Source organism: Nocardioides sp. S5 (assembly GCF_017310035.1).
GTDB lineage: Bacteria > Actinomycetota > Actinomycetes > Propionibacteriales > Nocardioidaceae > Nocardioides.
Genome location: NZ_CP022296.1, coordinates 2002918 through 2017661 on the forward strand (window position 1 = coordinate 2002918; position 14744 = coordinate 2017661).

The window sequence follows — 14744 nt, forward strand, 5'->3', positions numbered from 1 at the left end:
TGCTGGACCGCTTGATCAACGACCACGCCCTCGAGTAGCCAATCGAGCACGAATGACTCAGGAGGTCATAGGACCAGCTTAAGTCCCTCATGGGAGGCAACGAATCCGAGCCGTTCGTAGAACCGCAGCGCATCGGCTCGCACCTTGTCCGTGGTCAGTTGCACCATCGCGCACCCACGCTGTCGCGACTCATCGATCGCCCAGGCGACCATCGCCGATCCCAGCCCGCCACTGCGATAATCTTGCCTGACCCGTACCCCCTCAAGTTGAGCGCGCAACGCACCGCGTCGGGCGAGTCCCGGGATGAAGGTCGGGCCCTGCCCCCGGATCTTGGACACAGGGTGTGATTACGCAGCGGGTTGCAGCGTAGCGGCGTAGTTGGACTCGTAGGTGGACGGGGACAGGTAGCGGCACCAGGAATGGCGTCGGCGGGTGTTGTAGCGCACGAGCCACTTGAAGACCTGCCGGCGACACGTCGCCTCGTCGCTCCAGCAGGCGGCGTCTTGGAGGACCTCGCGCTTCATCGTGGCGTTGAACGACTCCGCCAACGCGTTGTCGGCCGAGGAGCCGACCGCACCCATCGACTGGGTGACGCCGAGCCTCTTGCAGAGCTTGGCGTAGTCCTTCGAGCAGTAGACCGACCCGTGGTCGCTGTGGAAGATCGCGCCCTTGAGGGTGCCGCGGGTTCCGGCAGCAGCCTTCAAGGCGTCCTCGACGAGCTCGGTGCGCATGTGGTCGGCGACGGCCCAGCCGGCGAGGCGACGTGAGTAGCAGTCGATGACGGTCGCCAGGTACAGGTTCGTCCCGTCGGCCAACGGCAGGTAGGTGATGTCCCCGACGTAGCGTTCGTTCGGGGCTTCGGCGGTGAAGTCCCGGTTGAGCAGGTCGGGGTACTTCTGCCCCGATGGCTCGGGGATCGTGGTCCGCACTCGACGCTTCTTCACATAGCCACGGATGCCCTCAAGGCGCATCACCCGGGCGACGCGCTTGTGGTTCACGCGGTCGCCGGCAGGTGCGCCGTCGTTGAGCTCAGCGGTGATCCGTGGCGCACCCTGGGTGCTGTCCTCGGCATGCACCGCTCTGATCCGTTCCGCGAGCTCGGCATCGGCTCGGGTGCGCTCCTCGCGTGCTGGGGCCGCCTTGAGCCAGGCGTAGTAGGACGAGCGCTCGATCTCGACGAGCTCGCACAGTCGCTTCACCTCGAAGGTGGTGGAGTTGTCGGCGACGAACTGGAAGCGACTCACCAGCGCGTCTCCCCGGCGAAATATTTGGCCGCCCGTTGGAGGATCTCGCGCTCGGTGGTGAGCTTGGTTGTCTCGACCTCGAGCTCGTTCACCCGGGCCTGAAGCCGGGCGATCTTCTGTTCCGGTGTCTCCTCGGGCGCCGCCGACGGGCTCCTGGACGAGCTCTTGGACTGCAGTGGGCTGGAGGTCAGCGTCCCGTCAGCGGCGGTCTTCTTGCCGGTCCCGTAGGCCTCGAGCCAGTGCCGCAGCGTGCCGCGCACGATGCCGAGGTCATCGGCGATGCCGCGGACCGTGGCGCCCGGGGTGGACTCGTACAAGTCGACGGCCTGACGACGGAACTCCTCGGAGTAGTTCTTCCTGGCCATGATTCTCGGATCATCTCGCTTCCCCAGCACCAGATGCTGGATTCAGCGTGTCCAAGAACCGGGGTCAGGCCCCGTCAGCTGCATAGTCGCCACCACCTGCGCCTCGTGAGTGGCAACAAGAAGCAGGTGGGCCGGGTCCGCGTCGATGGCTTCGAAAGCGTCAAGGTAGGGCCGTAGTCCGGAGCCGGCCGTGGCACCCTCACGACCGGCACCGAGCTGGTCGTCGACCAGCAGCTCGACGATCGCCGAGATGTCGTTGCTTGTTGCTTCACGCAGGATCATCTGAAGGTCCTGCACGGACAGCCGTTCGGTGATCGTCATGCCCCCAATCCTGCCGCCTCGCCCTCCCACTCGCGGATCCCGCACCGGTGAGGAAGCCAGGTGCAGCACCCATCGGACGATCCCGGAGGGTTCGGTCGATCCACCGCGGCGGCGCTAGCCGAGGCGCGAGGCAATCTCAAGCAGCGCTGGACCCCGATCGACCTTAGACGACTGCCCTGGTTCATCGGAGACTGGCCGATCACCTGACATCACCCAAGTAGATTGACTTGTCGTAGGCAAAGTCTCGCTCGGGCAACTTTGCACAGACGGTCCTGATTGCGAAGCGTTGTCAATGTAGGTGGTCGCGACAGGGACAGAGCTGCGCAGACGAGTTACGGCTGGATTCGGTTGCGCTGGGCGGCGCGTACGCGGGCACGCAACTGAGCCCTGGCCTCGTCGTGGATGGTCGTCGACGTCGTGATCGCGGTCTCTACCGAGACGACCAGCCCGTAGCGAACTACGCGGCCGGCTTTGAGCCGCTGCGCGTCGTCCATGCACTGGACATGAAGCTGGAGGGCACCTCCGTCGTTGAAGACGAGTGCCTTCTGGCCGTCACTGATCTCGTGCTGCACACTGCCGCGGCGGGTGGCGTTGTGATCGGCTTCGATTCGCGCGCCCCCGGTCTCGTGGTCGTCGAGTCGCTCGAAGAAAACTTTGGCGCCGCGGTAGCGGTTCAGGTGCCCCGCCGTGGGGACGAACGAGGCGACCGTTGCGGTGACGCGGTGCCATTCAGCCTTGGCTCGCAGGGAGGCGGGGAGCGGGATCTCGTAGGTGTGTCTGTGCTCTCGTCCCAGCGAGCCGCCTGCGATGAGCACGGCGCGGTTCGTCGCCGCACTCGCAATGCGCTCGGGACGGATCGCGCCATACCCGAGAACGGCCGTGAGTTCGCGCCGCCACCGTTGAGGATGGAGCCCGAGCGCCGCGCGTAGCCGCTCGCCCTCCTGCCCCCATGTGCTTGTGTGGACGAGCAGTGCCTTGGCGAGGACGGGGTGGTACTGGGGATCGGGGAACTCCGCGTCGTCGGCGCTGTCGCGGCCTACTTCAAGGATGTCGAAGATCCGACTGGCCTCACGGGTCACGAGCGCGGTCGCGTTGCTTGTGCCGTGGGTGTAAGCGGTGGCGTCGGTACGCCCCGCAGCTGCCGGCGCTGCCACTTGGCTCCCGGGGCCTGTCGATGCCGTGTTCACCGGAACCAGTTCGACGGTCGGCGAGCCCCGCATCACGACGGGCCGTTGATAAAGCGCGCGACCACCGGCGTGGTAGACGTCGGGCTTGACCGAGCGGCCGACGCCGGGGCCCACTGCTCCGTAGAGGGCTGGCGCGTCCGGGTGTGCCAGGTCCCACACTGTGTCTGGCAGTGAGACCTCGCCGCTCTCGTCGGCGTGGGTCGCGGACACGGTCAAGGCGTTGACTGCATCCCCTGGTGGCAGGATCCCACGGACCTTGCTGGTCGCGTAGACGGCCTTTAGGGCGGCCTGAGCGGTGCTCTCAGGCGTTGCCGCTGAGTCGGCAGGGATCACGATCGGGACGTTGGGGTGATTGCCAGCGCTGACGACGAAGAGCAGGTTGAAGTCGACGGACATCCAGTCCAGTAGCCGACCAAGCGGGCTCATCCGGCGGACGAGTGCTCGGGACTGTGCGCCGATCGAGAGGTTGACGATGCGAACGCTGGGAGCCGCCGGTGGGTGAGTGCCATCGCCTTCCACAATGCGGCGGACTGCTCGGTGGAGAAGATCGGCGAGCAGACGGCCCTGTACGGTCACCTCTTGCCGTGGCTGCAGGGGATGTGGTTGCAGGATCGGGCGGACATAGATCGGGCGGGCCAGAGGGTCCCCAGGCTTGGACAGGTCGCCGTGGAGGATCAGGGATGCCATCGCGGTGCCGTGGTGGCGGTTCGCCACACCGTAGGTGCTCCCGATCCCATCGGGGTCGTCGATGATCAGCCGACCAGCGAGCGCGTCGTGGTTCTGGAACGGCAGCCCGTCGAGCAGGGCGATCCTGGGTGGGTCGGTGACTCGCTCGGCGGGCGCGATCGAACTGCTCGACAACAGCTCGGTCTCCGGAGCGGTCACGGACATTGGAATGTAGGGACTGACGAACATGATCTCGTCAGCGTTGAGCAGGTCAATGGCTGCCGTGCCTTCACGCAGGACGGTCTCGACCTGCTGGATCGGCAGCGCGACGAGAAGAGCGTGATAGCTGATCGAGTCGATCTGTGCCTGGGTCGTGACGGCGCCGCCTGCGCGCTCTACCACCGCCCTGAGGTGTGACTCCGCACTGTTCCGCTGGGCGGGGTCGCGCCGGTACCAGAGTTCGATTTCGACGTTGACGGTGCTGATGGACTGACCGACAACAGCGACGGTCTCCTGCCATCGTTCGAGCAGACCGGTCTCACGAACGCGGTCATCCGGGCCCCACCGTCGGATCCCTCGCAACTGCTCGAAGACGGTCTTGAACTTACCGAGTCCGCGCTCGAACGAGAGATTGGGATCCCGCTGCCACTGCTCGAAGAGGCTGACGAGCTGAGTGACTGCGGTTGCGTTCGACATCACTAGGTACAGCGAGTGTTGCACCGTGTTGTCGGTACGCGCGCCACCTTGAACCATGTGGAAGTCGTCGTCGGGCTCGCTGGGTTCATCGAGCAGTTCGGCGAGAAATTCCAGGCCTTCGATCTTGTTGACGGCGTTTCCAAATGCCTCCACCGTGCCGGCCAGATCGAAAACCAGGACCAGGGCCGGGTCGACCTCGTCGACCTGCTCGTGGCTCAACTCGGCACGACGGGCATCGAACGCATCGGAAAGGGCGCGGAACTGTGGGGACATTCGCTGGCCTTGGCGAGCCGCCGGGACCTTCGAGAGCCGCGGCATGTCGCGACGGGTCTGCTTGATCCGTTCGCCCACCTCCGGCGCGCCGAGCGCGAGGAGCGGGCGCTGATCCCCGCTCACTCGCCAGCTTGAGCTTGCCGGTGCTCAAGCCGTTCCTTCACGATGCGGCGGAGGTCCGCATCGGGCATCTCCAGCACCGCACGGCGCCGGATGTCCAGGGCGAACTCCTCAAGTTCAGCGAAGCTCGCTCCAGCGAGCTTGTCGGCAATGGTTCGCGGGGCATAGCCGAGGTCGCCACCAAGGCGCTGCGCGAGGCGCTCGAGGTGCTCGGTGGCCTGCGCCCGTGAAGGAGCGTGAAGCTCGGCTCTCACTTGGAACCGCCGCCAGGCGGCTCGATCCAGGAGTTCGCCGTGGTTGGTCGCGCCGATGAGGATGACATGAGCTGGCAGCCGGTCGATCTGCAGGAGCAGCGTGGACACGACTCGTTTGATCTCACCAGTCTCGTGCTCATCGGAGCGTTCCTTGGCGATGGTGTCGAGCTCGTCGAAGAAGAGGACGCAACGTCGCGTGCGGACGAACTCGAACGCGTTGTCCAACCGGGCAGCTGTCTCGCCGAGGAAACTTGAGACCACACCCTCGTAGCGGATCACGTAGAACGGCAGCATCAGCTCCGCGGCGATTGCCTCCGCGACACTGGTCTTCCCGTTACCCGGCGGTCCTGACAGCAGGAGGCGGTTGCGTGGCTCGATGCCATAGCTCCGGAGAAGCTCTGACCGCTTCTGTTCCTCGATCAGTTCGGTGACGACGCGGCTGGTCACGGGAGCGAGTTCTAGGTCCTCGAGCTTGCGGTCCGGGACGATCTCATGGACCAGGTCGCGAATCGCCGAGGCGTGGTCGTCGCGCGGCTTGCTCGTGCCGAGTGTTGTTATGAGTTCCGACAAGCGATCCGCGAGAAGGTGGTGCTGGTTGGCACGTTCCTCCGAGATGACCGCTTCGACGAGGATCTTGAAGCGGTCCCGGTCGCCTCGGCGCTCGGCCTCAACGAGATCGAGGAGCAGGTCCGACCGCGCCATGCGCTCGCCCTCCTCCGCTGGATGCCCTGAACGGTCATGGTAGTCACCGCGAATTCCAGCGTACGACTCGACGCTGACAGTATCTTTGGAGGCGCGCCTCGGTCTGCGAATCTCGCCAACGCAAGACCGTCGTCTCGAACAGCGCACATCGGTGTAACCACAGCGCTCCAGGCCCCATCGGTGCCGTTCACAGGTCAATCTCCAGCCGCCACCCCAACTCCCGCCCTCAATGTCGATCAGATCAATGTTCTTTGGCTGAAAGTTCGCGCTGGCCAAGATTCGCTGCATCTCGACACGACTCGACTTCCACATTCCCGACATGCACCGTCGGAATTGGTGCCGGGCAGGTGTCCGAAACCGGGTCGCCGCGCTCGCTTCTCCAGGCGTGATGGGGTGCACAAGCTGACCGCTGGAGGCTTGTACGCATAGTCGTGACGCCCTTCACCTCATCGAGGGAGATCGATTCCCGCAGGCACGTCACGCGCACACACATCGCGCTGATCCGGCGTCGTTGTCCGCTCGGCCCTAGGTCCCGGTCGCGGTCACGTGCGCGCGAGGGGACAACTCAAGGCGACGCAATCATCATCTTTGTGTCATGATGTTGTCGAATAGGAGGTCGACCGATCTCTTCGCCTGATTGAAGGACCCTCGCGTGATCGTCGTCAACATCAAGCACTCCTTGAAGCGCCTCATCGACCAGGTGCGTCTCGGTATCCCCGACGACGTTCTGCTCGAGCAGCTCGAGTCCGACACGACCACCAAGTGGGCCGGCCTGGGCAAGCAGGCCCTTGAGGCCCATCGCCCGCGCGCAGACGCGCTCTACGAGCACGGGAAGTCCGAGGAGGACGACTACCTCGTCGGGGTTTCGGGGGACCAGATTGTGTCGGTCTACGAGATCCGTGGCTGGCGTCGCGCCGAGGACGACGACCGTCGAGTGATCTTCAACGTCTCCCGAGCGCGGGCCGAGATGGCCGCCGCGGTCGGACAGCCGACCCCCGGAGGCCCCTGGAAGCGCGGCGAGTCCAGGCCCATCCGCTACGTCGACACTCAGCTATTCATTGGCGAGCTGCACCGCCGCGGCCTGGTGGCCGCATACGAGGACGCCGAGGTCGACGCCGTCGAGCGCCGGATGGTCGAGGTGGTCCGCACACTCGCCGGACCGACCAAGGCCACCTCACCACTCGACGGCGTCGACCTCGAGCGCGACCCGCGCGGAGGCATCCGGATCACCGTCCCGATGGGCACCAAGGTCACGATTGTCCAGCGCGATGCCAGCTAAGACGAGGAAGGCGCTTGAGGAGCCCAGCGCCATCAACAGACTGCTCACAAGCCCCTGTCACAGAGTCGTGGCAACGCACCCTGCGCGCCTGTGTCGTGATGCTCGCCCTCGCCGTACTGGCCATCGCCACAGCCGCCGCCAGCGCGGTCCTCGTCGGCGCGGTCGGCGGCCGGTAGTCAGGTGCAGTGCGAAAACATGACTGTCGGCCTTCGTGTCCGGTCCGAGGAGAGGTCCAGTTGGAGAGATCCGACTAACGACCACAACCGGTCGTTTCCGTCGATGCTGGTTGCCAGCGAGGAGCGTCGCGACGGGTTCACGGGACTCCTGTCAGAGGCCGGATTGTTGGCGTATGAGTGCTGCGGTGACGTCGGCAATGACGGCGCTCGGTACTCCACGCAGAAGCTTTCCGGCGCGCCGGAGTGCGGACTGGTCGTCCTCGTCATCAACCTGTTCCGAGGCCTGCTCCAAGAGCTGCACCAGGGAATCTGCGGCCGCGTCTTCGTCTGGCCATAGGCCAACGGCGCGCCGGCCACGCTCGGTGAGGCCGCGGCAGATAAACACGATCGTGCCGTGTCCGGCTGCCCTGGATGCTTTCCCAGTGAGGTATGCGCCGTTCATGCTGTCGAGCGCCCGGGCGACGGTCATGGCATCGAAGCTGAGTTCTCGAGCAATTTCGTCTGACACGGCGGGGCGCCCGTGTGCTTCAAGTCGTCGTGCCGCTGTTATCAGGATTGGCAGGTCTCGGGGGTGCCAGGTGTCGTCGAGCTTCTCCACCATCGTCAGCCCACCCCGGACTGGCGGGCGATTACCGCGGCGACGACGTCGACCATGACGTCCCGGGAGACCCCTCCCAGCGACGACCATGCGCGGCGGATGGCGGTGCGCTCTTCAGGGTCACTGGTGGCGTCTTCGGCTTGCCGGAGGGCGTCAACGAGGCTGTCAGCGGCGTCTTCGCCTGGCCATAGGCCGACGACGCGCCGGCCTCGTTCTCGAAGGTCGACAGCGAGGACGCTGGGACCGCTGCCGAGCGTCGCGCCGCCGGTGATGGCTTTGATGTACCTACCGTCGTCGAGAGCGAGCAACGCCGTCGTGGCTTCTTCTTCGGGGATCTCAAGCTCAATGGCGACCGTGTCGCTGGTGCCGACGGGAGCGTCGCGACCTTCCAACCGTGCAACGCACAACAGGACGGGTAGGTCGCGGGAGTGCCACTGGTCGGGTAGCCGCTCGTTCGTCATGGATGGACCGTAGCGGCGCCCACCGACAAGCGCGTTCGGCCTAGAACATCGCTCACACCAGCCCGACCGCAAAACGGTCATTTTCGGTTGGGCGCGCGTTCCGGGAGCCGATGGGCTCGTGGAGCGACCAGGTGCGGGATCGCTCTGCGCCTCAACGAGGGTGTTCACGAAGACGGAGGTTGGTGTTCGGACTGGCCGAGAATCATCAGCTTCTCAGGATCAGGCATGGGCACGAATCCGACACGGGCGTAGACATCGTGGGCGTCGAGGGTCGACAACAGAACTCTCTTGAGGTTCATCGGCCGGAGCGCGACCACCACGGCTTCCGACAGGCGCGTGCCCAGGCCGCATCCCCGGTGATCGCGGTCGACGTACACGTCACACAGCCAGGCAAAGGTCGCATAGTCGGTCGCCACCCGTGCGTAGGCAACTTGGGTGCCGTCAGCGGCGAAGGCCGCGAAGTTCAAGGAGTGTCGCGCCGCTGTATCGACGGTCTCTCGGCTGCGTCCTAGCGCCCAGAAGGCGTCGGTGGACAACCACCGATGAATCCGGTCAAGATCCATGCGGGCGAGGTCGGAGTGGATCTCGTAGTCGTCAGGCTCCCGATCGGTTGACACACCGGAACTCTCTCAGGCACTGCAGTCCCAACAAATTCCACAGGCGCGTCCAGGAGTTTTCACCGTAGCCGTATCGAACGTTGGCCCCGGGACGATTCGGAACCGGAACGATCCGAGTGGCCACCCGCGTTTCAGCGGAACCGCCAATGGTGAGACCGCCTGGCCGGCGCGCTCGCCGCCGCTCAAGGGTCCCGGATGACCCGTCCGGTGAGGTTTTCGGTGACGGCTCCCCATCCGGCACGTGACACGCTTCCCATCGCGGCGTCTCTGAACCTGAGTGTCCGCAAGGGCTCGAGGACGCTGCGTATGCTCAGGTTCGTCGCAGAACCGTCAAAATTCGCGCGAACTTCTAAAGAGCTCCCGTCATGCGTCCGGTGGTGTCAAAGAGCTCGAGCTCGGCGGGGTGCATCTGGTGCTGGACGACGAAGGAGCGGTTCTTGATCCGCCACAGTCCCTGGCCGGTGCCGAGCGTGGGGATAAGTGACTGCTCGGTGCCAGTGAGCCCCAGTGCCGCCGACGTTGCGCCGAGCTGGTCAGCTTCCTGGCGATAGACGATGCGGGTCTCGGCGTTCGCGAGGAGCGACGAGGCGAGCGCACGCATGGCGGAGCCGGAGTCGCCGACGTTGTCGAGGTCGGTGAGCTTGTGGAAGATCAGCATGTTCGCGATTCCGTAGTGCCGCGCGAGGCGCCAGTGGGCGTCCATCCGGCGCAGCAGTGCGGGGTGCGACATCAGGCGCCAGGCCTCGTCGTACACGACCCAGCGCTGGCCGCCGTTCGGGTCGAGCAACGCCGATTCCATCCAGGCCGAGGCGCACGTCATCAGGACGGAGATGAGGGTGGCGTTTTCGGTGACGCGGGACAGGTCGAGGGAGATCATCGGGAGGCTCGGGTCGAACGTTACCGTCGACGGGCCGTCGAAGAGCCCGGCGAGGTCGCCCGCGACGAGGCGCCGGAGTGCGTGACCGACCAGTCGTCCGTCTTCCGTGAGGCGTCCGTCGGGGTCGTCGGCCGGATCCGGTTTGAGGAGCCGGTCGACGACCATCGGGAGGACTGGGACGTCGGCTCCGCGAACGGTGCGGTCGATGGCGATGTCGACGGCCGTGTGCTCGAGTGGGGTGAGCCGGCGTTCGAGCACGGTCTCCGCCAGGGCGCCGACGAGGTCGCGGCGACGGGATGCGACCTGGCTGGCCCACTGGGCGTCGTCGTACCCGGACGGCCGGTGGCCTTCGTCGAGCGGGTTCAGGCGGTTGGCCATGCCATGTCCCAGCGCGATGGCCCGACCGCCGACGGCTTCCGCGACGGCGGTGTGCTCGCCCTTGGGGTCGCCCGGGACGTAGACGCGGCGGCCGAAGGGGATTGACCTTGTGTAGAGGCTCTTGGCGAGGCAGGACTTGCCGGAACCCACGATTCCGGCGAGCACGAGGTTCGGTGCGGTGATGAGCCCGCGTGCGTAGAGGATCCAGGGGTCGTACACGAAGGAACTGCCGGAGTATAGGTCCTGGCCGACAAACACGCCTTCGCTGCCGAGGCCGCCTTCGGCGAGGAAGGGGTACGCGCCCGCCAGGGTCGCCGAGGTGTCCCGGTGGCGTGGCACGCGGAATCGTCCGGGCGTCCGCAGTGTCGCCGCGCCGTGTTCGCCGGCGCGGGGGAGCGTCACGGTCGCCCGCTTCTCGGCCGACAGTTCCTCGGCCTTGCGCTTGGCTTCGGCGCGCCGGGCTTCGCGGTCGGCGGAGAGGAGTTCTCGTGCCGCGGCCTTGCGGAGCCTGCGATCGTGCCGCCGTTCTCGTCCCGGTGAGACGAGTACGGCGGAGTGGAGGCGCCCGTCCTGCCACCCGGTCACAGCGACATCCCTGGCTGGTGCGTGGAGCGCTGAACCGGAGCGAATGACGGGTAGTCGCGGACGTCATAGGCGATCGTCGCCTCGATCTCGTGCGCCCGATCTACGCATTCGGCGATCTGGTGGATCATCTCGGCGGCGCGATGAAGCTCCCAGGACTCCCTGTACGACGCGGCGCGCCCGGCGTTGGCATCGCCGTTCATCCACGCCTGCTTGCGAGTCGGCCCGTCGTGAAACTCGCCGAACTGGTGCAGTGACTGGCTCAGGGATGCGAGAGCGGAACTGACGGAACCTAGAACCGCACAGATCGCGGTCGGATCGTCGATCGTGCGCGTCGCGTGAGCAAGGCCGCGGACTGCTTCCCGGAGTTCGTCGGCGTCGGCGACCGGGTCGTTGACGGTAGGCATCGGTGGCTCCTCGGTCGATGGCTTCATCGATGAGGTGCACGGGGCGCTCCGCCGTGTCGCCGGGAGAAGGGTCGGTGACCGACCTAGCCTGTGGCCGTGGCCGTGGCCGACCTGACGGAGCCTTGCCCGAACTGCGACACCCTGATGCGCTGGGAGACCTCTCACGAGCGCTGCGGCGGCTGCGGTTACATCAGGCCCTGCTGCGAGGGCGCTCCCTGCACCTGACGGACTCCTCAGTAGGGCTTTGGCCCGGGTCCCGTTTGAGATGATCGACATGCCACGAAGGAGTGACCAGAGCTATCCCCTCCGGGCGTCCACCGAACCGAGTCAGTTCCAGGAGTGACCAGATGCCCACTGAGCCCGAGGCCGTTGCCGATCTGCTGAGGTCCCAAGGGCGGATGGCGTTCGTAGAGCCGACAACCGAGACGACCATCGACGCCTTCGAGGCAGAACACGGTATTCGCCTGCCTTCTCAGCTCAAGCAGTGGCTCCTCGTGTCGGACGGTGGAGACTTCTTCCTTCCAGCGGGGTTCCAGTTGCGTGGCCTGGCGCATCAGCCATTGATCGACGTCGACGACCCCGATCGACCGGACGACAACTACATCGTCATCGGCGCACTTTCGTCCGGCGACCCAGTTCTGTTCGAGCGATCAAGCGACCGAATCTCGATCTACAACCGTGAGGCGGGAAGGATCGAGGCCAACGAATCCTTCGACGACTTCTTCACCTTTCTGACTGATCTGGCCGCCGTCGTAGGCATCGGCGACGACGATGTCGAATAGGACCGCGGATGCCAACCGGGCCGTCAGAGAGGCGTGGTACGCCGAGCAGCGGCTCGTGCTCGAAGGCAAGGGAACCCGTGACTGGACTGGCGAACAGCAGAGATCGATCGCCGACAAAGGCAAGGCCTATGACGACCGGGGTCTTGCCTTTGAAGGTCAGCACATGAAGAGCGTTGAGGCGTTCCCGGAGTATCAGGGCGACCGACGGAACATCCAGTTCCTCACGAAGGAAGAGCACTTCGCCGCGCATGGCGGAAACTGGCAGAAGCACACCAACGGCTACTACGACCCAGTGTCGAAGACCATGTCGGACTTTGGCGACGGCCCTCCGGTTCCGTGCGCGGAGGTGCCGCTCACGAAGCCGCTGTTTTTCGAGCCCCTCAACGAACCCAGTCCGCACGAGACCAGCGCCAAGGCCACCAACGCCGCTACAACCGTGTCCAATTCCGTAGGTTCACGGGGCAACTCGCGACGGTGGGTCCAGACGCTGAAGGGTGTTGCCCAGCAGGCGTGGAGCAATCCACGTGTACGGGCGGCGGTACTAACTGGCGGTCCCGTCGTCGCCAAGGTGGCAATGGAAGCTCTAGCTGACCGTTCTACGGGAGGAGGTCGCACCTCTGGTCCCTCGGCACAGTCATCTGCGACCACGGCTTCAGACCCCGGCACCGATGCCCTTCGCGGTCCCCGTCTTTCGCCCGGAGAGCACGATGTGCGGGGCTACCTCAGGAAAGATGGGAGAAGCGTTCGGCCATACCGACGCGGAGGGAAGAAGGACTGACGTCGCCAGCCTGAGTCGTCGGCGGCGGTGCCCCAAAACATGGTCCGATCGCCTCATCTAGTGACGCGCGCCACCTCTCTCGTGCTCGGCGAGTTGCCGTGGATGGCGCGATGGGCTGCTGTCGACTTGCGCTAGCAGCACGGCCAGCTCGACCATCTCTGCCTAGATTGCGAAGTCATCGTGTGCTGCAACCCGGGCGAGCTCGATCTGGCCAGTTGGAAGCACCCAGTAGTGGATGCGTCGAGCGGAGGGAGTGTTGACCTGGAGACTTGCCCGCCACGCGATGGCTCCGTCATCCCGGACGCGCACCGGGTCGTCGCCTCCCGGACCCGCGCGTAGATGGTGGACCTCGCGGCTGGGGAGCTGCGGTGCCAGTCCTGTGACGATCTCGAAGGCGACGTCGGCCACCTTCTCTGGCTTGATTCCCTGGAGTCGTTCCAGCGACTCGAGGAATCGTGGGCCAATGATGAAGTCGGTGAGCGGGCGGTTTCGCTGTTCGCTGGGAAGGGTGCGAGTAGCCCACTGGGTGAGTACGAGGTACCGGAACTCCTGCTCGGGGTCGGCGAACCGAGGGCCGTTTCCAGCCGGGCTCTCGGACTTGCCGGTGCTGGTTGCCTTCCGGAGCCGCGCACGCGTGGACTTCAGGTCGTTCTCTGCCTTGTTCGCCCGCCGCTCGGCCTGGTCCAGCAGGTATCGGAGTTGCTCATGCTCGTCGGACCCCGCGAGCACCTGGGTCTGGAGGTTGACGACCTCGCGCTTGAGCCCGGCAATCTCGGCTGTCAGCCCGTCGACCTTGAGCAGCAGGCCTCGGGTCGATTCGGTCGGCCGGTGAGGGGCAGGAGACGCCGATGCCGGCCGCTGGCTCGGGCCGGGGCGGCTCCTGTCGAGCATGGCCGGGTTCGGCCGCGGCGTCGCGGCTGCCGGCGGCTGCGTGGGCGACGGCGCTTCGATCACCTGCACAGGTGTCGGAGCCGGCGGCGGCATCGGCAAGGACGTGACAGCCTCAGGCTCGTCGACCTCGGAGTGGTCCGGCTCTTCGCTGAGCCACGGCGGCCCGCCCGGTAGCAGCGAGGAAGCCGACACGATCGGCTCGTCATCATCGACATCGTGCAGGGCGAGTGCCCAATTCGGCCCTGTCGCCGTTACCCGGGCAGGAATGACCTCGCCGACGGTCATGAGCGTGCGGAGGTCGTCCTCAGGGTTCGCGGTGACGTCGGCACGAAGGACCGTGACGACAACCGGGGGTGTGGTGGTCTGGGGATAGAGGACCAGCTCCGCCTTCCCGTTGCGCACCTTCGCGACCTTGCTGAGGACGACGTCACCGACGGCGTACGCCGCGAGGGCCTCACCATGCCGCCGGAGGCTCTGTCTGATGTCGACCCGGTTGCTGTCGGCGTCGTACCAGCCCTCGATCCGCAGACCGGCTTCCACGATGCGATCGATCGGGACGTCATCGACCGCAGGTTCTTCTGCGATCGCGGCGGGGAACAGATTCCCGACGTCCACGAGTGCTCGGCCGGCGACGACCATCTTCACCGTGGTATCGACCTTGCGGAGTTCACGGGTGGGGACTGACTGGAGGAGCCCGGCCGCTGCGGCCATCCGGAGCATGTCGGAGATGAGCTTCTGTGTGGCGCGGTCTCCGTCGTCTTCGTTGAAGGCGAATCGGAGCGGCGACTTTGAGAGGTCAGAGGCCCACTCACGTCCGACGGGGTAGACGCGGCCGGCGCCACCGTAGACCTGGGTTCCCACCGCCATCCGATCGGAGAAGTCCCAGGTGAACGGCCCGGTGGGCATCAGATAGACGTCGGCGAGGCTCACGGCCTCACGTGCGACCTCCTCGACGTCGATCCACGGATCTGTCCGACCGGCCGGAATCGTTACGACGACAACGGGCCGCTTGCGAGAGTTGCCGTTAAGGAGATTCGCGAGTGCAGCGGCGGCGAGGTCGTCATCAACCCGGTGGACGGCGGACATGCGG

14 protein-coding genes are annotated in these 14744 nt (G+C 65.8%); 3 read left to right on the forward strand and 11 right to left on the reverse strand.

The features are described 5' to 3' along the window. Positions 1 to 65: 65 nt before the first annotated feature. The 5 genes from CFI00_RS09985 to CFI00_RS10005 all read right to left on the reverse strand — a co-directional run bounded on the left by CFI00_RS09985 (position 66) and on the right by CFI00_RS10005 (position 5828). Positions 66 to 338, reverse strand: a complete 273-nt coding sequence (locus CFI00_RS09985) for a GNAT family N-acetyltransferase (RefSeq protein ID WP_207084997.1) — start codon at positions 336 to 338, stop codon at positions 66 to 68. 9 nt (positions 339 to 347) lie between these two features. Beyond that, positions 348 to 1609 (reverse strand): IS3 family transposase gene (locus CFI00_RS09990; protein WP_207084781.1). Its coding sequence is split into 2 segments (ribosomal slippage): positions 348 to 1261 and positions 1261 to 1609, totalling 1263 coding nucleotides; the frame shifts between segments, so codons are not numbered across the junction. A 42-nt stretch (positions 1610 to 1651) separates the two neighbouring features. After that, a complete protein-coding gene (locus CFI00_RS09995) occupies positions 1652 to 1930 on the reverse strand; it encodes a hypothetical protein (RefSeq protein WP_207084998.1) in 279 nt (92 codons plus the stop codon). Between the two features lie 332 nt (positions 1931 to 2262). After that, positions 2263 to 4875, reverse strand: a complete 2613-nt coding sequence (locus CFI00_RS10000; RefSeq protein WP_207084999.1) for a S8 family peptidase — start codon at positions 4873 to 4875, stop codon at positions 2263 to 2265. Next, positions 4872 to 5828 (reverse strand): ATP-binding protein, encoded by a 957-nt coding sequence (locus tag CFI00_RS10005; RefSeq protein WP_207085000.1) that lies wholly within the window; start codon positions 5826 to 5828, stop codon positions 4872 to 4874. Before CFI00_RS10005 ends, CFI00_RS10000 begins: the two co-directional genes overlap by 4 nt. Positions 5829 to 6480: 652 nt before the next feature. Between CFI00_RS10005 and CFI00_RS10010 the strand changes: the two genes are divergently transcribed. Beyond that, complete coding sequence (locus tag CFI00_RS10010) at positions 6481 to 7107, forward strand: hypothetical protein (protein ID WP_207085001.1); 627 nt, start codon at positions 6481 to 6483, stop codon at positions 7105 to 7107. A 327-nt stretch (positions 7108 to 7434) separates the two neighbouring features. On the opposite strand, the gene CFI00_RS10015 is transcribed toward CFI00_RS10010, so the two are convergent. The 5 genes from CFI00_RS10015 to CFI00_RS10035 form a co-directional block, all read right to left on the reverse strand. Next, positions 7435 to 7881 carry a hypothetical protein gene (locus tag CFI00_RS10015; RefSeq protein WP_207085002.1) on the reverse strand — a complete coding sequence of 149 codons (447 nt, stop codon included), beginning with the start codon at positions 7879 to 7881 and terminating at the stop codon, positions 7435 to 7437. Between the two features lie 5 nt (positions 7882 to 7886). After that, complete coding sequence (locus CFI00_RS10020; RefSeq protein WP_207085003.1) at positions 7887 to 8342, reverse strand: hypothetical protein; 456 nt, start codon at positions 8340 to 8342, stop codon at positions 7887 to 7889. Between the two features lie 164 nt (positions 8343 to 8506). Next, complete coding sequence (locus CFI00_RS10025; protein WP_207085004.1) at positions 8507 to 8959, reverse strand: GNAT family N-acetyltransferase; 453 nt, start codon at positions 8957 to 8959, stop codon at positions 8507 to 8509. A 349-nt stretch (positions 8960 to 9308) separates the two neighbouring features. Further along, positions 9309 to 10799 (reverse strand): ATP-binding protein, encoded by a 1491-nt coding sequence (locus CFI00_RS10030; RefSeq protein ID WP_207085005.1) that lies wholly within the window; start codon positions 10797 to 10799, stop codon positions 9309 to 9311. After that, on the reverse strand, positions 10796 to 11203 hold the full coding sequence (locus CFI00_RS10035) for a hypothetical protein (RefSeq protein ID WP_207085006.1): 408 nt from the start codon (positions 11201 to 11203) through the stop codon (positions 10796 to 10798). Before CFI00_RS10035 ends, CFI00_RS10030 begins: the two co-directional genes overlap by 4 nt. A 347-nt stretch (positions 11204 to 11550) precedes the next feature. On the opposite strand from CFI00_RS10035, the gene CFI00_RS10040 reads away from it, so the two are divergent. Both CFI00_RS10040 and CFI00_RS10045 read left to right on the forward strand, forming a co-directional pair. After that, positions 11551 to 11985, forward strand: a complete 435-nt coding sequence (locus CFI00_RS10040; protein WP_207085007.1) for an SMI1/KNR4 family protein — start codon at positions 11551 to 11553, stop codon at positions 11983 to 11985. Then, complete coding sequence (locus CFI00_RS10045) at positions 11975 to 12763, forward strand: hypothetical protein (RefSeq protein ID WP_207085008.1); 789 nt, start codon at positions 11975 to 11977, stop codon at positions 12761 to 12763. Before CFI00_RS10040 ends, CFI00_RS10045 begins: the two co-directional genes overlap by 11 nt. 162 nt (positions 12764 to 12925) lie before the next feature. Here CFI00_RS10045 and CFI00_RS10050 read toward each other — a convergent pair whose 3' ends face one another. Further along, positions 12926 to 14740, reverse strand: a complete 1815-nt coding sequence (locus tag CFI00_RS10050; RefSeq protein ID WP_207085009.1) for a hypothetical protein — start codon at positions 14738 to 14740, stop codon at positions 12926 to 12928. Positions 14741 to 14744: the final 4 nt, after the last annotated feature.

Bases quoted from the DNA above. Each gene is read 5' to 3' on its own strand.
- CFI00_RS10005 (WP_207085000.1), bottom strand. From the start codon at position 5,828: ATGGCGCGGTCGGACCTGCTCCTCGATCTCGTTGAGGCCGAGCGCCGA.
- CFI00_RS09995 (WP_207084998.1), bottom strand. From the start codon at position 1,930: ATGACGATCACCGAACGGCTGTCCGTGCAGGACCTTCAGATGATCCTG.
- CFI00_RS10020 (WP_207085003.1), bottom strand. From the start codon at position 8,342: ATGACGAACGAGCGGCTACCCGACCAGTGGCACTCCCGCGACCTACCC.
- CFI00_RS10050 (WP_207085009.1), bottom strand. From the start codon at position 14,740: ATGTCCGCCGTCCACCGGGTTGATGACGACCTCGCCGCCGCTGCACTC.
- CFI00_RS10040 (WP_207085007.1), top strand. From the start codon at position 11,551: ATGCCCACTGAGCCCGAGGCCGTTGCCGATCTGCTGAGGTCCCAAGGG.
- CFI00_RS10045 (WP_207085008.1), top strand. From the start codon at position 11,975: ATGTCGAATAGGACCGCGGATGCCAACCGGGCCGTCAGAGAGGCGTGG.
- CFI00_RS10035 (WP_207085006.1), bottom strand. From the start codon at position 11,203: ATGCCTACCGTCAACGACCCGGTCGCCGACGCCGACGAACTCCGGGAA.